The sequence below is a fragment of the Akkermansia muciniphila genome (assembly GCF_002884975.1).
Taxonomy (GTDB): domain Bacteria; phylum Verrucomicrobiota; class Verrucomicrobiia; order Verrucomicrobiales; family Akkermansiaceae; genus Akkermansia; species Akkermansia muciniphila_C.
Window position 1 is genome coordinate 866062 of record NZ_PJKB01000001.1, and the last position, 22694, is coordinate 888755.

17 protein-coding genes are annotated in these 22694 nt (G+C 57.1%); 5 read left to right on the top strand and 12 right to left on the bottom strand.

The features are described 5' to 3' along the window. Nucleotides 1–575 precede the first annotated feature (575 nt). From CXU21_RS03550 to CXU21_RS03580, 7 genes are all read right to left on the bottom strand, one after another. Complete coding sequence (locus CXU21_RS03550) at nt 576–1487, bottom strand: polysaccharide pyruvyl transferase family protein (RefSeq protein ID WP_102725077.1); 912 nt, start codon at nt 1485–1487, stop codon at nt 576–578. An 18-nt stretch (nt 1488–1505) separates the two neighbouring features. After that, complete coding sequence (locus CXU21_RS03555) at nt 1506–3122, bottom strand: hypothetical protein (protein ID WP_102725078.1); 1617 nt, start codon at nt 3120–3122, stop codon at nt 1506–1508. 5 nt (nt 3123–3127) lie between these two features. Further along, nucleotides 3128–4825: a hypothetical protein gene (locus CXU21_RS03560; protein WP_180972613.1), complete on the bottom strand. Its 1698-nt coding sequence runs from the start codon at nt 4823–4825 to the stop codon at nt 3128–3130. Between the two features lie 29 nt (nt 4826–4854). Continuing rightward, entirely contained in the window at nt 4855–5613 is a 759-nt protein-coding gene (locus CXU21_RS03565; RefSeq protein ID WP_102725080.1) for an alpha-1,2-fucosyltransferase, read from the bottom strand. A 22-nt stretch (nt 5614–5635) separates the two neighbouring features. Beyond that, the gene (locus CXU21_RS03570; protein ID WP_102725081.1) at nt 5636–6679 is read right to left on the bottom strand and encodes a glycosyltransferase; all 1044 of its coding nucleotides are present in this window, start codon (nt 6677–6679) and stop codon (nt 5636–5638) included. A gap of 180 nt (nt 6680–6859) precedes the next feature. Next, nucleotides 6860–7228, bottom strand: coding sequence for a hypothetical protein (locus CXU21_RS03575; RefSeq protein ID WP_146016938.1), 369 nt, complete (start codon nt 7226–7228; stop codon nt 6860–6862). A 50-nt stretch (nt 7229–7278) separates the two neighbouring features. Beyond that, entirely contained in the window at nt 7279–7557 is a 279-nt protein-coding gene (locus CXU21_RS03580; protein WP_146016939.1) for a hypothetical protein, read from the bottom strand. A 411-nt stretch (nt 7558–7968) separates the two neighbouring features. On the opposite strand from CXU21_RS03580, the gene CXU21_RS03585 reads away from it, so the two are divergent. The 4 genes from CXU21_RS03585 to CXU21_RS03605 all read left to right on the top strand — a co-directional run bounded on the left by CXU21_RS03585 (nt 7969) and on the right by CXU21_RS03605 (nt 13026). Continuing rightward, nucleotides 7969–9075, top strand: coding sequence for a substrate-binding domain-containing protein (locus CXU21_RS03585; protein WP_180972614.1), 1107 nt, complete (start codon nt 7969–7971; stop codon nt 9073–9075). Between the two features lie 322 nt (nt 9076–9397). Next, nucleotides 9398–10642 carry a 6-phosphofructokinase gene (locus tag CXU21_RS03590; RefSeq protein WP_102725085.1) on the top strand — a complete coding sequence of 415 codons (1245 nt, stop codon included), beginning with the start codon at nt 9398–9400 and terminating at the stop codon, nt 10640–10642. Nucleotides 10643–11724: 1082 nt separating this feature from the next. Continuing rightward, nucleotides 11725–12663 carry a hypothetical protein gene (locus CXU21_RS03600; RefSeq protein ID WP_102725087.1) on the top strand — a complete coding sequence of 313 codons (939 nt, stop codon included), beginning with the start codon at nt 11725–11727 and terminating at the stop codon, nt 12661–12663. A 75-nt stretch (nt 12664–12738) separates the two neighbouring features. Beyond that, nucleotides 12739–13026, top strand: a complete 288-nt coding sequence (locus CXU21_RS03605; RefSeq protein WP_102714096.1) for a putative quinol monooxygenase — start codon at nt 12739–12741, stop codon at nt 13024–13026. Between the two features lie 108 nt (nt 13027–13134). On the opposite strand, the gene CXU21_RS03610 is transcribed toward CXU21_RS03605, so the two are convergent. From CXU21_RS03610 to CXU21_RS03625, 4 genes are all read right to left on the bottom strand, one after another. After that, nucleotides 13135–14997 carry an amidohydrolase gene (locus tag CXU21_RS03610; protein WP_417006053.1) on the bottom strand — a complete coding sequence of 621 codons (1863 nt, stop codon included), beginning with the start codon at nt 14995–14997 and terminating at the stop codon, nt 13135–13137. Between the two features lie 19 nt (nt 14998–15016). After that, the gene (locus CXU21_RS03615; protein WP_102725089.1) at nt 15017–15628 is read right to left on the bottom strand and encodes an antibiotic biosynthesis monooxygenase; all 612 of its coding nucleotides are present in this window, start codon (nt 15626–15628) and stop codon (nt 15017–15019) included. An 81-nt stretch (nt 15629–15709) separates the two neighbouring features. Then, nucleotides 15710–16393: a hydrolase gene (locus tag CXU21_RS03620; protein ID WP_102714102.1), complete on the bottom strand. Its 684-nt coding sequence runs from the start codon at nt 16391–16393 to the stop codon at nt 15710–15712. A 367-nt stretch (nt 16394–16760) separates the two neighbouring features. After that, nucleotides 16761–18401: a beta-N-acetylhexosaminidase gene (locus CXU21_RS03625; RefSeq protein ID WP_257997348.1), complete on the bottom strand. Its 1641-nt coding sequence runs from the start codon at nt 18399–18401 to the stop codon at nt 16761–16763. Between the two features lie 167 nt (nt 18402–18568). On the opposite strand from CXU21_RS03625, the gene CXU21_RS03630 reads away from it, so the two are divergent. Next, nucleotides 18569–19960 carry a replication-associated recombination protein A gene (locus CXU21_RS03630; RefSeq protein ID WP_102725428.1) on the top strand — a complete coding sequence of 464 codons (1392 nt, stop codon included), beginning with the start codon at nt 18569–18571 and terminating at the stop codon, nt 19958–19960. Here CXU21_RS03630 and CXU21_RS03635 read toward each other — a convergent pair. Next, complete coding sequence (locus CXU21_RS03635; protein ID WP_102725091.1) at nt 19955–22540, bottom strand: glycoside hydrolase family 2 protein; 2586 nt, start codon at nt 22538–22540, stop codon at nt 19955–19957. The genes CXU21_RS03630 and CXU21_RS03635 overlap by 6 nt on opposite strands. Nucleotides 22541–22694: the final 154 nt, after the last annotated feature.

Sequence of the window (22694 nt, forward strand, 5' to 3'; positions counted from 1 at the left end):
CCGTCACTATTACAGAGTAAATACATACGGATTTGTTGGGTTCGCCAGAAGGCAAGTCGGCATTTTCATGCGTTACCGTGAGCGTGTATTCCCCGGGAATGAGCTTAAAGGAGTCGGTCTTGGACCACTCCTGATGGCCGCCCATCTCTCCGGGATCAGCGGCAGCAGACGTCAGATCAAGCTCAAATGTTCCTCCGGGACCGTAAATGGAGAGCTTGCCCCAGTCGTCCACGGTGAGGCTTGCCTTGGCGGTAGCCCCTCCTTCCGGAACGATGAAAGAATCACTGACGGGAGACAAAACATCTCCTGAGGTGGCGTTTTCGGATTTGCTGTAACTGTCGGACTTCTCGTAAATAACGCGTCCGACATTCTTGTTTGATGTAAACATGTGTTTAGTTTTTTATTTGTTTGTTATTGAGTTAACGGTAGGAGAAATCAGCTTCTGAATGAGTTTGCCGCTCGTTTTTTCAGAAGAAATTCATTGTTGAATGGGCTGCGCACGATGCAGGGCCTCCGGAATCACATCTCCTGTCCATGCCTTTTCCCTGGAGGGGGGGCTTATGGACGGAAACGGACTATTTGCGGACAAGAGAAAATATCTCGGGAAAAAGTCCGGAGAATTCCGAATGATGAAGCAGATGCGCGCGGGGATGCTCCAACAGGGATTGCCGATAAACGCCGGAGAGTTTTCCGTAATTGTTGTCCAGAAAGTATACCCGGCATCCGGCAAACAGGCCTGCAATGCAGATGTGCAGGCGGTCTGAAATGACGATGTCCAATCCGGACAACACAGTGAGCAGACCCCGTATCAGGAAAACCTGCTCCGGGGAGCCGTCACCCGTGCCACTCCAGAGATCGGAAATATCCTGCCCCAGGACCAATTCTGCAGGCAGAGCGCTCTCCTTGCCCCGGCGCGGCAGAAAAGCCCCCCGCTGCCAGTAATTTTCCCGGAATGCAGGGAAAGAGGATTCCCGCACAGCCTTCCGGATTTTTCCCATGAGAGAAACAGCCCACGGTTTCAGGCAATGAGGAGCTCCCCTCTCTTCCGGATCAGGAGGTGGAGAATAATCCGGGCAGAAGTGAAGCGCCATGTCGTCTGCCGGAAGAAACTGCGCCCTTTCATTCAGGGAGCGGCAATACTCCAGTGAGCGTTGTTCCCGGCAGAAAACCAGATGACGTTCATCCAGAACGTGGATGAAGGAATCCACCTGGTAAAAGCTGTGAGGGAGAATGATGCAGCGTTCCACCCGGGCGGAGGTTAACTTGGCCGCTTGAACTTCAAGGGATCCATAAAAAGGCACAAACCGTCCTCCCCCGCCATACACCACATGGTGATGGGACCCATGCCTCACCGGCAGGTGATGGCGGCGGAAAAACTGCCGTGTGGCCATGTCAATGAGCAAATCTCCCATATTGCCCTCGTTGGCGCAGTATTGAAACTCACCCAGTTCTATGAGAGCAGGCAGAATGGAACAGGAACCGGTCATGGAGGTAATAGGAATGAATTATTTGAGATGATAAGAACCATCCGGATTCCGGACGAAAACCTCTTCTCCCCATTTCTCCCAGCCCAGGGTGATGGAGGAATCCGTCTGCCTCACAACGCGGGCCCGGTCTCCATTGGAGACACGGTAGCTTGATTGCCCGTAAATGCGCACCGTATCCATCCATTCCGGATGGACCAGCGTGAGCACCGTTTCCCGCGGAGAGGAAGCGTTTGCCACATCCACATGCTGTACGGCATCACCCGGTACCAGCCCTCCACGCGTGACGGAGGCATTGGAACGTTGAACCATCAGGAAATGCTTCATTCCTTTCCGGGAGACAAAGGGGGCTATATTGCTGCACCCGAATTCCATCATCAGCTTGTGCAGGAAATTGTCTTCAGACCACGCGATGCGGCTGTGCCCTTCCCCGCCGTAGTATTTCGCCATAATCCGGCGGATGATCTCCGGCTCCGTCTCGCTCTTCCAGACCTGCTCCATCACTTCGCGCGACATCACCAGGGAGGAGCCGAACACATAAAAAGGTTCCTTCTGGGGAGAAACTACCCCGCCGTGCTTGTAAAGCACCCAGCTCCAATCACTGCAATAGCAGGAATACCCGTCAGGCACGGTTTCACAAAATTCGTTGATGGTTTTCAGGTAATCCCGGCAGTAAAAATCGTCATCGTCAATCTTGAGGAAAAGCTCAAACCCGGAGGTATCAATCCCTCTTACCGTATCCAGCAGATTGGAGAGCTGGTTGCCGTTGGAAAAACAGCGGAGAGTGAGCTTTCCCGCATCAATGAAATGCTGGAATTGTGGAATGATGAAGGTGTTGACAAAGAACTCGGGAATCCCTTTGACGGCTACAAACAGGTGGAAGTTGCCGTAACTCTGGTTCATCATGGAAAAAATCTGGCGCTGAAGATCCTCCGGCCTCTTGTAGGAAGACAGGCAAAGGGCCATACGGCGATTCCGGCCGGGTTCCTGAGACAGATTGATGGAAGATGTACGGGGCTTCTGGTAAAAAAGGTTATGTGGGGTAATGCGCATGCTGAGCTTTCCTTCCGCACAGGCCGCCTCTATCGTGGTATCTATAGGCAGGCGCCAGTCCAGGAAGAGGTCAGCAACCTTCCGACGGCTCCGCACCGGAATAATGACCGCATGCGTTCCCCAAACATAAGGAGAATCCAGCGTGCGCGGAGAAGTATGGAGCGGCTCAAAACGCAGATGCGCCGGACAAGTAGGGGGCAGTGACGGGCCGATAGCCAGTTCCAGAAACGGACGCAGTATATCCACTTCCGGATGGAGCAGGAACTCTTCTTCCACGGCTTTCCAGAGTACGGAAGCATCAACGGTAGGGGTGGAGTCACTCTCACCGAAGATGATGAAATCATCATCTTCAAAAGCAGGATCAAGCAGCATCCGGGCAAAGGAAGCGCGCAGGGAACGGACCTTGGACGTATCCGTCCAATCCGGAACGCGGCCCAGGAAAGAGGCAAATTCTTCGTAGCGTGTATCGCGCAGGGAACTGGTGTCCTGTGTAGAGGGATAGGCCACGCACTCGAACCCGAGACTGTTCATTTCCGCGAGACCTTCCATGGTCTCCCCCGGAGTCTGGAGAAAAACGCATTTCATGACGGTCAGGCATGTGTGGAGGTTAATAAAGCCAGGAGAGAAGGCTGTCCTGGAGTGGGAGAAAGGCTGAAACCTCCCTGGCGGAAAACACCACCGTCCCGGAAAAGAGTTTCCTCCGGCCATTCATCCCATTTAAGGATCACACAGGACTCACCGTTAAGGAAATAACGGCCCATGCAGCCGCTCGCCCTGCGCATAAAGCGCCCGTTGCGGAAGAAAAGAACATCATCTTCCCAATCAGGGTGGCAACCTTTAAAAACGCCGATGGGGGTACCATGGAACAGCATCTCTATGTCGTGCAAACGCACCGGGGAACACCAGTGGGCCGTAACCAGATCGTTCTCCTTGTGCGGCGCAGGGGAGGAACTCATGACCAGCCGCCGTGAGGCCAGCATCGGGACGCCAAGTTCCACTGCCAGAGCCCCAAAAATAAGGTCTTCACAACCAGTATCCGGCACCTGGGAAGCATGAGAGACGAAAAGCTCCACCAGATGGCGGCTCATCAGGTACCCTGCTCCTCCGCTGGGCGACTTGCGTGACTCCACGCACATGTCCCCAATAAGATCATAACGGTCATCGCACAAGCTTTCCAGACGGTCGAGCACCAGATAAGTGTCGTCATCACACTTGAAAAGCCAGTCGAAGTCGTAGTGCTCCAGCGCATACTTATAGAACGCCAATCCCTTGGACGGAAGATGGGCGTAATCATCATTCACCCACAAGGTAACCACGTCATCTTCCCCATCAATGGGTTCCCGGCGTCCAAGGAAAAACTTGCACTCAATGCCCGGAGCGGGATGGGAGAGCCACGTCTCCCGGCACGCCTTGCGCCGGTTGGCGGCGTTATTGCAGCTGCAAATACCCACCAGCACCTTGACTTTCTTCCTTGTTGCAGGAACCGGCCCTGCCGGATGTTCCGGCAGATGCCTGTCCAGCAATTCTCCCACAACGCTGTTGCGGGACACATTTTCCCACGCATCCGGCTCCCGGCGCAGCATCTCTCCCCAGAGATGGATGGCCCAGGCATTGGAAAGCTCCGGGCTGCGCAGATTGCAGTCTCCGTTGTAGCATTTGCGCCAGACGGTATAATGCAGAGGATAAAGCCGCGAGGGTTTGGCTGCTTGTTCCAGCAGCCCAAAATGCTTGAGCGCGCGGGTAAAACCTTCCGGTCCGCAATGCCCCCATGGAGCCTTGCGCCGGCGCTCCGCCACATCGGGAACGGATTTGCCAAAAACTTCCCTGGCATGAATTTCCTCAGGGGAATCCCAGGGAGCGGGAGACGCCGGATCTTCTGCAAGCCTCTGCAATGCCTCCATCATGGGATGCCGGGGAGGGAAGGCAATGACTCCCACCGCCACCAGGCCCGGCTCCTGCATGCAGAACCACGGCATGGTGTCCGGAAACTCGTCACTCAGGCACGCCACGTCCAAATCCGTCCAGAAACCGCCCTCCTGCACCAGGAATACATTGCGGAACCAGTCGGCAAAAGGCGCGAGGCTCCCATTCTCATGATGGAACACAGCTTCTTCAGGAAGAATCTCACGGGCATCCCGGACAAGTGTTCCTTTGGGAACATTGTCGTAATGCGTGTAGGTAAAAAGCTGGAAGGAATGGCCGTGGTCCAGGAAGGACTTAATGCAAAGCTGAGCCATCAGGGGGAGAGTACTCCCCACCCATAGCCCGGTGATTGTTTGTATCTTCATTTTATTTTTTAGTGTGTTGTGTATGAGAGTCATAGTTTTACCCAGTGCGGAAGGTAGACGTCCTGGTAGTCTTCAATCACACCGGAGAACCAATGGCGCGGAACAATCACCTTGCGTGTCTGCCCCAGCCAGGCTCCCCACCAGGAAAAGGAGGAGCAGGAGATGATAAGTTCCTCCATGGCCGTCATGCGGCGCAGGGCTTCACAGGTGTTATTGCAATCAATCTCCAGCGGGAGACGTCTGAACTCCGGCAAGTGCACAAGCATATCCGCCGCTGCCTCCGGTTCATCGCTGAATAAAATAAGACGGTTTACATCCGGGGAAATATGGGTGAATGCCCGTTGGAGAAAATCAATGCCGTGGACACGGTGCTTATGGCGCAGCTGCTTGTAGTCCCCCAGCCGGATGTGAATACCCGCCGTACGCGGTTCCTTTTCCGCGATGAAGGGAGCAAAAAGCGACCGTATAAAAGGCTCCTGGCCTTCAAAATACCGCGCGCTCTGAAAATAGCCGCACACACCACCTCTGGTAATGTGAAGGGGTATGGGGTGGTAGGCAAAGGAAGGCTCCTGCCATGCCGCGGGCTCGTTCACTCCGCATGGCGTGGAGGGTAGAACCCAGTCCCCCAGGCGGGAGCGCAGCAGAAGCGTGGCATCATTATAATTCCACGGCACGTGGCACGGCACCCCTACGCGCAAGGCATGGGCACAGGCCGCCGCCAGGGTAAACATGACGTTGCCCAGACGCGTACCCGGGAGAAAACAGGGAGAAACATGAAGTCTGTCCATACCTTGAATTTCCCGTTAAGCATTATTCCGGAAGCCTGCACATCGCCTCAAAAACTTCCTTCCAGCTCTCCATGGAAACCTCCAAACCTCCCAATTGCAGGCCCCTTAACCGTGCCTCCTCCGCCATGTCGTCACGCAAATGCGGTTCATACGCCATTTTAGACGCGTAGTAGATGAAGTCCCTCTCGTTGTCGCACAGCCATCCCGTCTTCCCATGCTCCACCATTTCACGCCACCCTCCACGGTTGTCCACAATAAGCACGCTTCCGCTCGCCATCGCCTCAAACCCCACTCGCGGCCAGTTTTCCGTTGTGTCCGTGGGTTGCAGCACAATTCGGCAGTGCCGGTAGAAAGCCTGCTGGGAAACTTCCCTCTGGTTATGAGCTATCTGGATCCAGTCAAAGGGGCGGCCGATCTTCTTTTCGCTGCGCTGGTCGAAGCCCAGAAAAAGGCCGTGTTTCAACACGGGAGACACGAAAGTATCGTAGATATGCAACGTGCTGGCCGCGAATTTGTCCGCATCCTGGCGTGAGATGCGGCCACAGCCGAAGAAGTCCGTATCACGCTCCCGGACAAAGGGGAAAGCCTCCGCATGAAAGTAGGGGCTGAAGGTCAGGAACTGCACTTGCGGATCACCGTTCAGTTGGCGCAGTACGGGCATGACATTCCGGCGGACGGCTTCGTTCTGGTAGAGGAACATGGCAATCTCCCCCTTCTGCATGGCTTCCTTTTCCTTGTCGAAGAGCCAGGTCATGCAATTGACAAAGACGGTCCGTTTCGTGCGTTTACGGATATCCGGGAGGGACTGGAGGAACTCGGCATTGCAGAAGCCGAGCACGGGATCGCCGGGCTGAACGGCTGACCAGTCACCGGGAGCGTGCATGATGACGCCCAGGGCGGCCATCTCATTGTAGAGAGGTTCCTGGTGGTATTCCCATGAAGGGACAAGGTGGACTTCCATCTTCAGTTTGCGCCAGACGATGATCTGGTGGTGGAGTTCAGTCCCCGCGCCTCCGTAAAGGCTGGGGAACCCGTTGACAAATAAACGCTTGATTTGAGTGGTCATGATTGTTGTATTGGTTTCGGTTGGTGAGGAAAAGGGATAACCGGGGATGCTGTATTTAACTTCCTGCATCCGCCCCGCGGAACAGGTGAGGGAGCCTGGCAAACCGGATGATGGAAACCCGGTCTGCACATCCATGCTCGCTGACGTGGAACCGGAAAACATCCCCCATCCGGGATTGCCTCATGCGGAAATGAATGGACTGTCCGTGAATTGCTTGAAAAACGCCACTGCCGCCGCTCCAGAAATGGTAAACTCCGGATAGTCCGCCCTGGTGAACAATTTGCGGGCCCCGTGGGGATTGACAGCCTCCACAGTCAGAACAACCTCCTCAATCGTTTCAACGGCTTCTGTCCCGTGCTCCATGGAGGAGAGGGCCGCAACAGGAACCAGCCGCGCCCAGGCCTGGATGGCTTTCCATTCATCAGACAGGACGGTAATGGTCTCTACCACCCCGGAGAAAGCCTCCAACTGCTCCGCAGGCAAATCACGTGCCCTGTAACGCTGGTTCTGAATAAATCCGGACTCATCCGGAAAAATGGCGGTCAACATGAACTCTCCCCATTGTCCGGGTTTTGGGAAATAGAATTGAAGCTCCTTATTCATTGAAATATCTCCATATTAAGGCTTGCGTCCGGATTGGCTCCATGGCGGCCGCCCTGGGCAGACAATCCCGGGGCGGCCGCTTTAAAAGTCTGCGTTACCAGCGCATCTTCATCGGAAACTTCCACGGCATCCGTAGGCGCCACAAAAATATATTGGCCGGGGTCTCCGGCCTCCAGAAGAGTCAGGGAGGAGGCGTCACTAAGGACTGCCTGGACAGTGCATGCTGCCGTACATGTCAACGCATAGGATGCTCCCGGTATGGTATTCACTTTCATCACGCAGATTTAGTACCGGAAAAAAACACAAGTCATCCATGTTGATACGTGCAAGCTCCCTGCCGGAAAAAGCGGGGGGAGGCACAAACCCCGCCCCGGAGAACCGGCATCAAAAAATGACACCACTGATAAGAATAACGCACAAACCTGCTCATTTTAAATATTTTACAAAATAATCACAACCACTCGCCACCTATTGAAAAATAAACATAATCAATTGATTATGAAACAGAATAAACACATCAACACCCCCAACTCCGGCGCCGAAAAAGACCAGGAGTATGAAATTCACCATATATAACAGATTATTAATTACTTACTTCTTCAACAACATTTATGCGGAAACCAGCCGCAGTCCAGCCCCCTACAATTGGCTCGAATTTCCGCGGGCCAATACGTATATACAAGACTATGACCTCGTTGCCTGCATCTTCATTGGTTGAAACCGTAGCCAATAAAATCAAACAGATGATCCTCAGCGGCAGCCTGGTCAACATTCTCCCCGGAGAACGGGAACTTGGGAACAGGCTGTCCGTGGGGAGAGAAACCGTCCGAAAGGCCCTGGCCCTTCTGGAAAGGGATGCATGGATCGCCCCGGCGCGCATCAAGGTGCCACGGCGCATCCTGAAAACCACGGAGGAAGGGTCGGACTGGAATGTTCCCTCCCATCCCGTTCAGGAGAAAAGGGGCATCATCGGATTCCTGACGCCCCAGCCCCTCAAAAGGCTGGCGCAAAGCGTACTGGCGGAAATCTATACCATCTCCAAAATTCTGGAGGAAGACGGCATCAGCGTCCGCATCTTTGAAGCTCCCTGGATTTTAGGCAACAACCCGGACAAACGGCTCGCCAAGCTGGTGACCAAATCCGAATGCGTCTGCTGGATACTCCACCGCTCCTCGGAACAAACCCAGCTCTGGTTCAAGACGCACGGCATCCCCTGCATCGTCCGCGGCACTTCCTACCAGAGCAGCAACCTGCCGTATCTGGACCGCCACTGGGCAGCCACCACGCATCATGCGGCGCAGCATCTCTGGAACAAAGGCCACCGGACGGTCGGCCTGTGCCTGCCTCCGGATCCTCTGAAAGGCCACCAACTGATGCAGAAAGGCTTTTTCAGCTTTACGGCGCAGGGCTGGAATCCCGTGCTGATCCCCACCCCGTTTGAAACGCCTCTCTTCTTTGAATACCTCGCCAAGGCATTCAGGGAGCACCCGGACATGTCCGCCCTGGTAGCCACGCGGGGCAACCAGATTGTCCCCCTCCTTTCCTGGGTTGAAGCCCGCTCCCTGAGCATCCCGAACCAGCTCAGCCTCGTGAGCCTGACGTATGAGCCTTTCATGGAGCGGCTGCTCCCGCCCATCACCTATTATGAGGAAAACCAGACAAAAACGGTTCACAAGCTCATCCGGATGCTCCGCGCACTGACCTCCGGCAAAAGCATCAAGAGCATTTCCGTCATTCCGGAAATTTACCCGGGGCAATCCGTCTCCCTGCGGCATCCTTCCCCTTCCGCATAATGCGTTTCCAGAAGGGAAAAGGATACCCTCCTGCTGCGCAGCATGCATTTCCCTGCGTTTCACCCTACGGATACCTTTCATCCCGGCACGTACGGAATCCTGACCATGGAAGAACGCCCTGCCTCTTGCCAGGGAAAAGGCATGGAGACACAAAAAACTGATGTACGGCGTTTTGGCCTTCCAGGCTGAGGACGGCGCCCGGAGGGCCAATAATGTTTGACATCCCTCCGGGCTGCGGATAGGGTCAACTCTGATTTCGTCCCCGGTCCGGCCACGCTGCGGAACGAGGCACGGCAGAATACTCTCTCATCCATCATTCCCCATGAACCCATTGAAAGGAGCATGCATCATCGGGCAGTCCGGCGGCCCCACTGCCGTCATCAACGCCAGTGCGCTGGGAGCCATCCAAACGGCCCTGCAATGTGAACCGGTCACCCGCGTGCTGGGAGCTGCCAACGGAATTGAAGGAGTGCTTCAGGAACGCCTGTTCGACATGGCCCTGGAAGACCCGGAGGAACTTGAACTGCTTAAGTACACGCCGGCCTCCGCCCTGGGCTCATGCCGCTACAGGATGGCTGACCCGGCCGTGGATGATACGGACTACCGCCGCCTGCTGGAAGTGTTCCGGAAATACGGTGTACGTTACTTTTTTTACAACGGCGGCAACGATTCCATGGATACCTGCAACAAGATATCCAAATTCATGCAGCAGTCCGGTTATGAATGCCGCGTGATTGGAATCCCCAAAACCATTGACAACGATCTTTATGGCACGGACCACTGCCCCGGCTTCGGTTCCGCCGCCAAATTCATCGCTACCTCCTGCATGGAAGTGCACCAGGACCTCCGCGTGTATGACAAGGGTCGGGTCACTATCGTGGAAATCATGGGGCGCCATGCCGGCTGGCTGGCTGGCTCCGCCGCGCTCGCCACTTACGCAGGCGCCGGACCGGACCTCGTTTACCTGCCGGAAGTACCCTTCCGCATGGAAGAATTCTGGGAAGACGTGGACCGGATTTACAAGAAAAAAGGTAGTTGCATGGTTGCCGTCTCGGAAGGGGTCCAGTATGCGGACGGCCGCTTTGTGGCAGAATCCGGAGACCGGGACGTCTTCGGCCACACACAGCTGGGCGGCCTGGGGGCCATGCTGGCGGAATCCGTCAAACGCCAGACCGGGGCCAAGGTCAGGAGCATTGAACTCTCCCTGCTGCAGCGCTGCGCCTCCCACGTCGCCTCCCGAACAGACATTGATGAAGCATACATGGCCGGTAAAGCCGCCGTGGAAGCCGCCATCTCCGGAGAGACGGACAAGATGGTGGCCTTTGAACGGAAAATGGAAAACGGCCTGTATTCCTGCAAGACTAAATTGACCAGCCTGACGGACGTTGCCAACGTGGAAAAACTCGTTCCACGTGAATGGATCAATGCCCGCGGCAATGGCGTGGAGCAGCCGTTCATTGACTACGTGCTGCCGCTGATCCAGGGAGAAACAGCCATGCAGAAGGAATGCTCCCTCCCCCGCTTTGCCAAGCTCAAAAAAGTGCTGGCGGAGCCGGAACAGGCCTGACCTTTTCCCTAGGGAAAAAAGGCGGACAGCTTTCCGAATATCCCGGCGCTTGAACCATGGGCCGCGGCAAGCTTTATTCCGCCTGCCTGTAACCATTCTTTCCCTGGAGGATAAGGATTCAGGAATCCATCTTGAAGAAGGAAGCGGGGTATTCTGTCACGCCTTTTTTCCCTTCAAAAGACAGCCTCTGCTCCCTATCTTTATCTTTCTGAATTGCAACCCGGGTAAACGTGTAAAATACCCGGTTTTCCACGCAAGCGCCCCATCTTCGGGAATCATTGCAGGGAAACAAGGTGACCGTATATATTTTCAAACGGGAGCACTCCTTGAATTATATTGATTATCAATTATTTTCAAATGTCTCACCCCAATCATCCACAAATTTATTTGATTTCTGCATATAAATTTTTGGATGCAAATTTATATCCCATTTAAATTCATTTCCCGTTTTTACATTAATTTTGAGAAAGAACGTTTTTTCCTGATATTCTCATTTCTATTCAATTGGCATTCCGGTCCTCTGTTTCAGGCAGCTTTCCTCCGTACCAAGTACAATTCCATAAGGATGGGAAAGCACAAAAGCTGCATCAATTTTTCTTTTTAAGAAATTCCCTATCAACTTCATATGATATAGACCATAACTGGAAGCAAAGTAAATAAGTTGCCATTTTAATTAGTCACAAAAACAACTCTCTGCACATCCCTTATTTTAGAATAAAAGAAACCGCCTCCGGAAAAAAGTTATGCGTTTGCTATCCATTTTCCTTCCGGCAGGCACTTCACCCTGCCTTCCGGCGTACACAGAGACTCCCGGCTCCTGCCCCATGTATATGCTCCGGCATGATCTCCATCCGTATACCCTTGTTGAATAATGTCTTATTCATGGTACAAAATCAGATAACATGAAACAAGTAAATGAAAAATCTTGCAAACAAGGATGAAAAAAGTCTAAAATGATAAAGAGGTCCAAAATTCGGCACACTTCTTCCATAACGCGCAAAACAGCTTGTCCCATACTCTTTTTCCAGCAACAGTAATAGAGACGGTCTGGTTGGCCGATATCCAAATTTTTCCCGCATCCCATGCTTGATTATTTATTTCAACACTTCTATTCCACGCTGGCAATCCTTGCCTTTCTCCTTGCCATCGTCATTCTGCGTGCCTGCGGCAAGCGCGGCAGAAGCTGGATTCCCGTCTCCACGGCCCCTTTCGGATGCGTAGCCTTCCTGGCCATCTTCCTTCTGCTGACGGCATTCATCACCTGGATATTCGGCTTTTTCACCGCAGGCTCCACACTGGAGGACATCGCCTTCACCCTGGGATGGCTGCTGGCCGTGGCCGCAGCCCTGGCTGTTATTTCCCGTCTCACTGCCTACTACCTGCGGCAGGATAAGGCCGCCAACAAGCTTTACCCGGGAGAATCCCGGAAATTGCTGCCTGGCCAGCTCCGGAACAAGGGCATCCTTCTCTTCGTCCTGATCGGCGCCATCAGCTGCGCCATTGATATCATCACGGTTCCCTTCCCCGTCCCGGAACTTCCCCCGGGATCGGCCCTCTCAGCCTCCACCCGCATTCCCCTGCCTCCGGAGGTTCCTCTGGACGTCCGCATTTCCTCCCGTGTCACCAACAGGTTTTTCGGGGAATGTGATTTTGACGTGACTGTCCGGGAAAAAAACGGGCGCAAGCATATCTTTCCGGCTGTCCTGATCAATCCCGGTGGTGGAAGCGCCATCACCATATACAGGCTGAGGGCACAGGATAACCGCCACCATGGCAGCCTGGTATTTACCAATGAAATGGAAAGCTGCCTGCTTAACCTGGATACCATGCAGATGAAATCCCTGAGCGGCCCCGCCTCCAACTATCCCCTCCCCACCCGGGAAGACCTGCATGGTCCGGACATGGAACTTCGCCTGGAAACCGTGGGCCTTTACCGGGGGCTTTCCTGCATACGCGGTGCGGAGCATACGGAAACGACCCGCGCCAATGTGCTGAAAAACCTGAAGGAAATACAACCGTGACCGGAAAGTCCTGAAAGGGGCGTTGACACGGGCTCTTCCGCTCCTTTACTGTGGAGTCGGTAAACCACCACAGTTATGATTAAAATTACCGCCAAAAGCATTGTTAAACCCGGGGCCAGGGAAGAATTCATCACCACTGCCCGGGAACTGGTGGAAAAAAGCCGTGCGGAAGCCGGCAATATTTCCTACCACCTGTATGAAGACATGGATGATCCAGACATTCTGACTTTTATTGAAGAATGGAAGGACCAGGCAGCCGTGGACGTTCATGCGGATTCCGAGCATTTCCAGCGCATCATTCCGCTCCTGAGCGGCATGACGGAGGAAGCCATTGAAATTTCCCTGTACCGGGAAGTTCTGTAACTCCAGCAGGAAAAACCGCAGCCTTATTCCCTACCCCTTCCGGGAAAGGCAAAAAGCGCCCCGTCCCACCAGGGAGACGGGGCGCAGGAAGCTTCGCATCATTTACCGTCAGAATGCGAAGCAACCACACCCGGAGCCCCAGAAATCGGAATACCTGGGCCGCGACGCATTCGCCGCGCCCTCCATCAGCATGAACGCGGAATGCATGCAGCCGTGTTCATGGCAGTGTGAGGAATGCCGGTGCTCCTGCTGGAAAGGCACGCCGGCCCTGGCCGCCTTCTTCGGGTCCAGGGGAGCGCCGTATCCGCCGAACACGGCAATGGGGGACCACTCGGGCAGCACCGGAATGGGCGCCGGGTCCAAATCCTTGAACGGTCCCGCGGCATAAACGATTTTGCCGTCCATGACGGTCAGCACGGATTCTATTCCCTTGATCTCCTCTTCCGGAACGGAGAAATAATCTTCGCTCAGCACGACCATGTCCGCCAGTTGACCGGGAACAATCGCTCCTTTTTTGCCCGTCTCGGAGGAAAACCAGGTGCTCCCCTGCGTATAAAGCCGGAGGGCTTCCTCACGGGAAAGGCAGTCTTCCTCCCGGTACATCGGTTCTCCGCCCACGGTCTTCCCGGTGGTCAGCCAGTACAGGGAAACCCATGGATTGTAGCTCGCCACGCGCGTGGCATCCGTTCCGGCCCCTACGGGAATGCCCATTTCCAGCATTCTGCGCACGGGCGGCGTATGTTCCGCCGCCTCCTTGCCGTAGCGGTCCATGAAATATTCCCCCTGGTAGGCCATGCGGCACTGCACGGCAATGCCCCCGCCCAGCGCCTTGACTCGTTCCAGATTCTTCTCGTCAATGGTCTCGCAGTGGTCGAAGAACCAGTGCAGGCCGTCAAAGGGAATCTCCCGGTTCACTTCTTCATACACGTCCAGAAAGCGGGAGATGCTCTCATTGTACGTGGCGTGCAGCCGGAAAGGCCATTTGTTGGCGGCCAGCAGGCTGACCACCCCCTTGAGTTCGGATTCCATGTCTCCGGGAAGGTCCGGACGCGGCTCCAGAAAGTCCTCAAAGTCCGCGGCGGAAAAGACGAGCATTTCACCCGCTCCGTTGCAGCGGTAATAATCGTCCCCCTCTCCCGGCTTGGTCATCCTGATCCATTTGGCAAAGTCCTCCTTCTCTTCCTTGGGCCTCTGGGTAAACAGATTGTAGGCAATCCGCACGGTCATTTCCCCGCGCTTGTGCAGCTCTTCAATCACCTGGTAGTCCTCCGGGTAATTCTGATAGCCGCCTCCCGCGTCAATGATGCTGGTCAGGCCCAGGCGGTTAAGTTCTTTCATGAAATGCCGGGTGGAATTGATCTGGTGTTCCAGGGGCAGTTTGGGTCCCTTGGCCAGCGTGGCGTAAAGAATGGTGGCGTTCGGCCGCGCAATCAGCAGGCCGGTGGGATTGCCCTCGCTATCGTGCTGGATTTCCCCGCCCGGAGGGTTGGGCGTATCCTTCGTATACCCGCAGGCGCGCAGGGCGGCCTTGTTGAGCATGGCGCGGCAGTACAGGTGAAGCACAAAAACGGGCGTATCCGGCGCCGCCTCATTAATCTCCTCCAGCGTAGGCATCCGGCGTTCGGCAAACTGGAACTCGCTCCAGCCGCCCACCACGCGCACCCACTGTCCCGGCGGCGTTCTGCGGGCCTGCTCCTTGAGCATGCGCATGGCGTCCGCCAGGGAGGGCACGCCGTCCCAGCGCAGTTCCATATTGTAATTCAGGCCGCCGCGGATCACGTGAAGGTGGGAATCGTTCAAGCCGGGAATGACGGTCCTTTTCCCGGCGTCAATCACCTGGGTATCCGGCCCCTTGTACTGGGCAACGTCCTCGTCGGACCCCACGGCCAGTATTTTCCCATCCTTGACGGCGACGGCGCGGGCCATCGTTCCACGTTCATCCAGCGTTGCTATGTTGCCGTTTGAGATCATCAAATCGGCGTAAATCTTATCATTGTTTTTCATTGTTTTCATCATGGTTCGGGGTTGTTCCCGGAATGGTTCCGGCCTGCGCCTTGAAAAGCCAGGGAGACAGAATGCTGCTGATCAGCGGCATGAACACCCAGGTCAGCAGCGCCACCACACAGGCGTTGAACAGGAAAAAGGAAAGCCACCCGGGCAGCACGCTGCGGATGGGCCCACCCACGGTAATGTTCAGAAGAAAGATAACCAGGCACACGCCCAGATAGGTGGCCGCCGCCGTCTTGTAGCGCGGCGGCGTCATCATCGGGGTGCCCGGCTGGTTCAGCCAGGCGTCCAGGCCGTTCATCTCCTGGATATGGGCCTCCCCTTCCGTATGGGCTCCCAGCAGCTTCATCCAGCGTTCGTACTCCGGGGAGGAAACCAGGGCCTTTCTGGCGGCGGCGCTCGCAAAACGGTCCACCACCACATACTCCCCGTTTCCGTCGGAGGGCCGCAGGACGCTGATGCCCACATGCCCGGGGCAGCTCAGCACAAAATTGACGAAATCCCGCATGGCGTGCTCAAACTGGCCTTCATGTCCCGGCAGAATATGCCGGCGCACCACAACGGTCACTTCCTCTGAAGGATTGATGGCGTTCATGCCTGACGAATGTTCAGGATTTTTCTTCCGGCGCGCACCCCCGTGTTAACGGAGGGAGCGCCGGAAAAACTCTGCGGGCAATCAGGCGTCATGCTTCACCACCTGCGGGGACAGGGCGGACTGGGGAGCATGGTGAACCATCGTGTAGGCGTACTCCACGCCCACGCCGTAAGCGCCGCCCTGCTGCTTGAGCAGATTCATCAGGGCGTCGTAATGTTCCTTGTTCTTCCAGTCGCGCTGGAACTCCAGAAGGGCTCCGATGGTCGTCAGCCGCGTGCCGCCCGCCTGGACGATGCGGGAAAGGGCCGCCTTCTGGGCGTCCTTGGAGGTGGCGCCGCAGCAGTCCTCCACCACGTAAATGTTATAACCGTCGCCGATCATCTCAATGGCGGGCCACGTGACGCACACTTCCGTCCAGAGCCCGGTAAGAAGGATATTCTTGCGGCCCGTCGCCTTGATGGCCTTCCGGAACTCGTCGGAATCCCAGGAATTCATGGACGTGCGTTCAATGACGTGCTGGCCCGGAAAAATATCCAGGAGCTGGGGCCAGACATAGCCGGAAAAACCCTCCGTTTCCACGGCCGTAATCACGGTGGGCACCTGGAACAGCTTGGCGGCCTTTGCCAGCAGGGTGACGTTATTGATCAGGTCGGCACGGTTGATGTTGGCTACGCCAAAGGTCATTTGGGGCTGGTGGTCAATGAAAACTACGGCAGCGTCTTCCGGCGTGTACAGCTGATGATAATGCGAGGATATCAGGGACATCGTCTTATTCTCCTTATAATCTATGTTTAATTAATGAAATCGGGACCGCAGGCGGTCAGAAAACCGCTGGTCCATGATGGTTGGAGACCAGTTTCCCTGTTTTTGTTGACACCATGCCAGAGTGTGACAAACCGTTTTAAGACGGCAGGCTCTCCTGAAAAGACAGCCAGTTCTCCGCCGGACCGGAGGCTTCCCTGGAAAAGGCAGTCATCTCCGCACCAAAAACGAGCGCATTCCCGGAAATCACGCCTCCCCTTCGCGGAAAGGAGGAACGGCACAGGTTCCCCCACATCTCGTTCCCTCCGGAACGGGAAACCAGCCTGTCTTTCCTGAAAACGTCCTCCAGCTGCGGAGGCGGCGCGATCCGTTACTTCTCTTCCCCGTGCTTGATCTTCAAGGCATCCAGAATCTTCTCATAGCCAGGCAGCCGCCTCTGGAAATCCTGAAAATCCTTGTCCTCCTTCCGGCTCCAGCCCGTTTCCGCATAAGCGGCAATGCGGGGGAACACATGGCGGTGCAGTTTGTCCACATCTGCAATCCATTCCGTCCAGACCTGGCAGCCCAGGCCGATGACGTTCTGCTGCTGCTCCGGCTTCAATCCCGCGAAAACGGGTTCAAAGGAATAGGATTTGGACAGGGGGAGCTTGTCGTAACCCTTGTTCATATAAGTCATATGGGAGGTGGAATTCACCACCTGGTGACCGTCTTCAACCGCCTTGGTGGCAATCTTGTCGGACCCGTACCAGAAATGGATAATGGCCTTCCCGTCCAGCTTGCCCAGAGCGGCCCCCTGGCCGCCATCATTGTGCACGTCCGAACCCAGAATCTCATTCCATCCGATCATCCGTATTCCCTTCTTAGCCAGCATGCCGGAAATCCGGTTCGTAAACATGATCTGAAGGTCCGGGAAATTCCTGATGCCCTTCTTCTTCATGAACTCCTCAATGTGGGGCACGCCCGCCCAGTACTTCTTATACCGCACCTCGTCGCCGCCGATGTGGATGATGCCGCCGGGAAACAGGGCCGCCAGCTCCGTCATGACGTCTCCCAGAAACTGGTAGGTCCGCTCGTTGGTGGGGTCAAACGCGGTTCCGTCATTGAAGCTCACGGGAATCTCCGTCACGGGCTTGGCGGACAACTTCAATTCCGGATAGGAGAACGTGGCGGCGGCGGAATGCCCGGGAATGTCTATTTCCGGCACAATCGTTATGTTCCGGTCGGCCGCATAGCAGACGATGCGCCTGATCTGCTCCTGCGTATAAAAACCTTCATGGGGCCTGCCCTCATACTTGCCGCTCCCCCACGTCTCTATCTCCGTGTCTCTCCGCTTGCTGCCGATGGAGGTCAGCTTGGGATACTTTTTAATCTGGATGCGCCATCCGGCATCGTCGGACAAATGCCAGTGCAGGATATTCATTTTCAAAAGCCCCATCTGGTCAATCAGTCTCTTCACCTCCTCCTCTCCAAAAAAATGCCTCGCTTCATCCAGCATGAAGGCGCGCCACGCAAAGCGGGGATAATCCAGCATGGAAAAAGGCTTCTCCGCCACGGTCCAGCTTACCGCCCCCTTGTCCGCGCCATCGTCAAAAAACGCGGCAGGCAGCATTTGCGCCAGGCTCTGTCCGGCGTAATACACCCCTTTTGGTGCGGCAGCCTTGATCACGATATTTCCGGGCGCCGCTTCCAAGCGGTACGCCTCCGGTCCGTACTGTTTCAGGGAAGCATCCTTCTCTATTCGGATGGCCCCCGTTCCCCCCATCCCCGCCAGGGGCAGTCCTGTTCCGCCTGATAAAAACTGCCGCAGCAGACGGGCCTGCCGCTGGAACCCGGCGTCCTTCTCCCGGCACACGATGCGCGTGCCTCCATCCAGCTTCACGGGCTTCGCCTCGCTTTTATCCGCAATCCTGACGGAAACGGGCCGGGGAATGATCTGGTCCTGCGCATTCACGGTCAGGCAGCATGCTCCGGAGAGCAGGAAAAGGAATACAGGGGAAACATAGCGGAACATCACGTCCAGTATACACCGCTTCTGCCGGGAGTCTTTCCTTTTCTTCCCGTTTTTTCCTTAATCCCGTTAAAAGCGGTCCGGAAACCTCCCGCTCCATGACACGCCAGCCCGTCCGCTCCGCCTGAAATGCCATGATGCGCCCCTTGCCTTCCTTTTTCCCGCGGCGTATGATGAACACCATGAAAAAAGACGATACGCCGGGCCTGTTTGCCGCCTTCGCGGACCGGCCCCTGGCGGACCGCCTGAGACCGGCCGCCCTGGAGGAAATCGTGGGCCAGGACCACCTGCTGGGGGAGGGAGGGCCCATCCGGCTCATGGCGGATTCCGGCAAGCTGACCAGCTTCGTCCTGTGGGGGCCGCCCGGCTGCGGAAAAACCACGCTGGCGCGCATCCTGGCCACGCGCACGTCCATGCACTTCGTCGCGCTCTCCGCCGTCTTCTCCGGCATGGCGGATCTGAGGAAAGCCTTTGACGAGGCCGCCAAACGACGGGAATACGGCCAGGGAACCCTCCTCTTCGTGGATGAAATCCACCGGTTCAACCGCGCCCAGCAGGACGGCTTCCTGCCATACGTGGAAAACGGAACCGTCACGCTCGTGGGCGCCACCACGGAAAACCCCTCCTTTGAACTGAACAGCGCCCTTCTCTCCCGCTGCAAGGTCTTCGTCATGCATTCCCTGGACGCTCCGGCGCTGGAAAGCATCATTGAGCGGGCGGAATCCCTTCTCCAGCGCAAGCTGCCGCTCGCCCCGGAAGCGCGCGCCACCCTCATTGAACTGGCGGACGGAGACGGCCGCTACCTGATCAACCTGATGGAAAGCGTCTTTGACCTCTGCAAGCCTGACGAAACGCTGGACACGGCCGCCCTGCTGAAAATCGTCCAGCAGCGCGCCCCGGTTTACGACAAGGACCGGGAGGGCCACTACAACCTCATCAGCGCCCTGCACAAGTCCCTGCGCGGCTCAGATACGGACGCCGCCCTGTACTGGGCCGCGCGCATGCTCCAGGGCGGGGAAGACCCGCTCTACCTGCTGCGCCGCCTGACCCGCTTCGCCATGGAGGACATCAGCCTGGCGGACCCCGCCGCGCTGCAAATGGCCATTGCCGCGTGGGACACCTATGAACGCCTGGGCTCTCCGGAAGGAGAGCTGGCGATCGCGGAACTGGTCATCTATCTGGGCTGCGCCCCCAAATCCAACAGCGCCTACACCGCCTGGGGAGCGGCCCGGAAGGCGGCCAGGGAATACGGCTCCCTGATGCCTCCGGCGCACATCCTGAACGCGCCCACCAAACTGATGAAGGAACTGGGCTACGGGAAGGATTACGCGTACGACCACGACGCTCCGGACGCCTTCTCCGGGCAGAACTACTTTCCGGACAAGATGCCCCGCCGCCAGTTCTACAAGCCGCCGGAACGGGGCTTTGAGCGGGAAATCAACAAGCGGCTGGCATACTGGGACAAACTGCGCCGCCAGCGGGCGGAAGAGGATTCCGGCAGCTCCGGCACGCGGAGGGGCCGGAAAAAGCCCCCCGCTCCGGAGGAACAGGCCCCCTCATGAGGCATCCGCCGGCCACACGGCCACTTCCGCAATCCCCTGCCCCGGCGACAGCCGGATGCGGACATACCTGGCCTTCGCCTCCCCGGAGCACGCGGCGGTCAATCCGGCCCCGTCCTTCAGAAGAACGGTTTTCACATCCTTCCAGGTCTTGCCGTCTTTGCTGACCTGCACCACGGGAGGCTGCCCCTTCCAGTTCCCGGAGGCTTTCGCCTCCACCCGGTCCAGGCGGAATTCAAACTCCATGTCCAGCCGCCACCATGGCTCCCTGTCTTCTGCGGACGGCACCCATGCGGAAACGCCGTCGCCATCGGACGCCTTCATCGCGTCCTGAAGATTGGAGGAAGCGGAACAAGGCCTCAAAGCCGTCAGGTTCGCCTTCTCTCCGGCTCCGGTTCCGGACTGCCCGTACCGCGCCACCTGGGTATCCCTCTCCTGCGCGGAAAAACGCCTGTAGGGCCTCTCCTTCGTTTCCGCGCTCCTGCCCGCCACGTACGCCGGGGCGTTCCGGGAAACAATCTGGATGCTGTCCCCCTTCAATCCCGGGGAAGATGCCTTGATGACCGTTTTCCCGGCGTAATAAGACCGGAACTCAATAGCCGCGCAGCCGTCAATGAGGTCAATGTCCGTCCCGGGCGTGAACGTGATGCTCTTGCCGGTGGGGAACTCTCCGGGGCCTGATTCCACCGTGAGCGTTACCGGAACGGCATTGGCTATCTGCCTGCCGGAGGCATCCGCCACCTTCACGGTCACGTGCACATCGTCCGTGCCGTCAGCCGGGCTGATGGCCTTCTTGTCCGCGGTCAGCTTCACCTGCGCAGGCGTTCCCTCCACGGGCCATTCCGGCGGGGGAATGTTTTTAAACTCATTCCTGTACCAGTACCAGGCCCTCTTGGGAATGCGGAAGTAATCCACAATGCCCATGCGTCCGCCGGAGGGCCAGATGCTGCCGTGGTCAAAACCGCACCAGACCGCCTCCCCCGCGCGCCAGGCATAGCGCGCCCCCGCCTGCTTGTCCCCGGCCATGTCCCCCCAGCCCGGCGCATAAGCCCCCGGCCTCCTGCAGCTCACGGAACCGTATTCCGTCACCATGCTGGGCCTGCCGGGCGTCTTCACATAGGAGCCGTCCCCGTTGAAGGCGGCCATGTCCCCCAGCTTGTCGAAATCGCCGCGCTGGCCTCCCCCGGCGCACACGGGGCGCGTCGGGTCCAGCTCCTTCACCAGGGCAATCAGCTTGCCGCACAGGGCCCTGGCCTCCGGCGCATGCCGGGTGAAAAACGGTTCGTTGCTGATGCTCCAGATGACGATGGAAGGGTGGTTGCGGAATTGCAGCACCATCTCCCTCACCTGGCGCATGCAGCTCTCCTCAAACGCGGCGCGGTCCTTCTCGTCCGTGGGATAGGCGTCGCAATTCCAGTACCTGTCGTGCTCCTTGAAGCCGCCCATGCCCCAGAAAATGCCTTCATTCAGCATGCACATCCCCTCCCGGTCGCAGGCGTCCAGAAAAGCCGGGGAATGGGGGTAATGGGAGCCGCGGATGAAATTGAACCCGGCGTCCTTCATCAGCAGCACGTCCCGGCGCGCTCCGGCGTCCGTCACGGCATCCCCCCATCCCGCGTGGTCCTGATGAACGTTGGCTCCTTGCAGGTAAACGGGCTTCCCGTTAATCAGCATGCCCCGGTCCGCCGTCAGCTCCAGGGTGCGGAAGCCCAGGGGATTCTCCGCCCGGTCCAGCACTTTTCCCCCTTCGCCCACCAGCTCCGTCGTCACGCGGTACATGTTGGGAACGGCCGGACTCCACAGCCTGGGAGCGGCCAGCGGAGGCAGGTCCGTCTGAACGCACGCTTCCTTTCCCGCGCCCAGCTCCACGGGCTCTTCCCCGCGGAGAACCACGCGGCCGCCCTTGTCCTCCCTCACGGTATGGCGCACCGTCACCCTCTTTATCCTCTCGCTATCATTCTTCACTGCCGCCAGAATGCGGACCTTCCCGCGGGAAGGAGTCACTTCCGGCGTCTGCACCCAGATGCCGTGCGCGGGAAGATGCACGGGAGAACACACGTGCAGATGCACGTTCCGGTACAGGCCGCCGGAAAAGGTATGCTCTCCCGCCCGCGGGGCGATGCTGGGGTTCCAGCGGTTGTCCACACGCACCTCCACCCAATTCTCCCCGCGTTTCAGGAAAGGCGTCAAATCCGTCCGGAACGCCGTATACCCCCCTTCATGCCATCCTGCGGCCTTTCCGTTCACCGTCACCTCCGCCACCTGGAAGGCTGCGCCGCAATCCAGAAAAACCTTCTGCCCCAGCCATTCCTCCGGCATCACAAGCTTCTTGCGGTAGGAGCCGCGCCCCGTGTAAAAGGAATCGGACATGAAATAGGGCAGGCTGAACGTATGTGGCAAATGCGCCGTCTGCCAGCCGCTTTTACCGGGCTCGTCTTCCAGCCGGAACTCCCAGCCGCGGTTCCAGGCCATCCTCCTGCAGGGAGACGAAGCTTTCTCCGCGGCGGAAACGGGCGTTTCCGCTCCGGCCATGGAAAAACACAGGGCGGCGGCGCCCAGCATACAGGCAATCATCTTGCGCATGCGTATGCTACCATTCCACGGTGCTCTTTCTTTCAACCAAAAAACATTTCCGCTCCCTGGAGCTCCCGCAGCAACAAGCCGCGCACCCCTTCCGGGCTGCACGGCTGGAAAAAAGCCTTCATTCGGAAAGCAGCGCAAAACGCCTGCCGATCCG

Excerpts from the sequence above, each read along its gene's own strand:
- CXU21_RS03550 (WP_102725077.1), bottom strand. The coding sequence starts at position 1,487 with ATGACCGGTTCCTGTTCCATTCTGCCTGCTCTCATAGAACTGGGTGAG.
- CXU21_RS03555 (WP_102725078.1), bottom strand. The coding sequence starts at position 3,122 with ATGAAATGCGTTTTTCTCCAGACTCCGGGGGAGACCATGGAAGGTCTC.
- CXU21_RS03560 (WP_180972613.1), bottom strand. The coding sequence starts at position 4,825 with ATGAAGATACAAACAATCACCGGGCTATGGGTGGGGAGTACTCTCCCC.
- CXU21_RS03565 (WP_102725080.1), bottom strand. The coding sequence starts at position 5,613 with ATGGACAGACTTCATGTTTCTCCCTGTTTTCTCCCGGGTACGCGTCTG.
- CXU21_RS03570 (WP_102725081.1), bottom strand. The coding sequence starts at position 6,679 with ATGACCACTCAAATCAAGCGTTTATTTGTCAACGGGTTCCCCAGCCTT.
- CXU21_RS03575 (WP_146016938.1), bottom strand. The coding sequence starts at position 7,228 with ATGTTGACCGCCATTTTTCCGGATGAGTCCGGATTTATTCAGAACCAG.
- CXU21_RS03580 (WP_146016939.1), bottom strand. The coding sequence starts at position 7,557 with ATGAAAGTGAATACCATACCGGGAGCATCCTATGCGTTGACATGTACG.
- CXU21_RS03585 (WP_180972614.1), top strand. The coding sequence starts at position 7,969 with ATGACCTCGTTGCCTGCATCTTCATTGGTTGAAACCGTAGCCAATAAA.
- CXU21_RS03590 (WP_102725085.1), top strand. The coding sequence starts at position 9,398 with ATGAACCCATTGAAAGGAGCATGCATCATCGGGCAGTCCGGCGGCCCC.
- CXU21_RS03600 (WP_102725087.1), top strand. The coding sequence starts at position 11,725 with ATGCTTGATTATTTATTTCAACACTTCTATTCCACGCTGGCAATCCTT.
- CXU21_RS03605 (WP_102714096.1), top strand. The coding sequence starts at position 12,739 with ATGATTAAAATTACCGCCAAAAGCATTGTTAAACCCGGGGCCAGGGAA.
- CXU21_RS03610 (WP_417006053.1), bottom strand. The coding sequence starts at position 14,997 with ATGATCTCAAACGGCAACATAGCAACGCTGGATGAACGTGGAACGATG.
- CXU21_RS03615 (WP_102725089.1), bottom strand. The coding sequence starts at position 15,628 with ATGAACGCCATCAATCCTTCAGAGGAAGTGACCGTTGTGGTGCGCCGG.
- CXU21_RS03620 (WP_102714102.1), bottom strand. The coding sequence starts at position 16,393 with ATGTCCCTGATATCCTCGCATTATCATCAGCTGTACACGCCGGAAGAC.
- CXU21_RS03625 (WP_257997348.1), bottom strand. The coding sequence starts at position 18,401 with ATGTTCCGCTATGTTTCCCCTGTATTCCTTTTCCTGCTCTCCGGAGCA.
- CXU21_RS03630 (WP_102725428.1), top strand. The coding sequence starts at position 18,569 with ATGATGAACACCATGAAAAAAGACGATACGCCGGGCCTGTTTGCCGCC.
- CXU21_RS03635 (WP_102725091.1), bottom strand. The coding sequence starts at position 22,540 with ATGCGCAAGATGATTGCCTGTATGCTGGGCGCCGCCGCCCTGTGTTTT.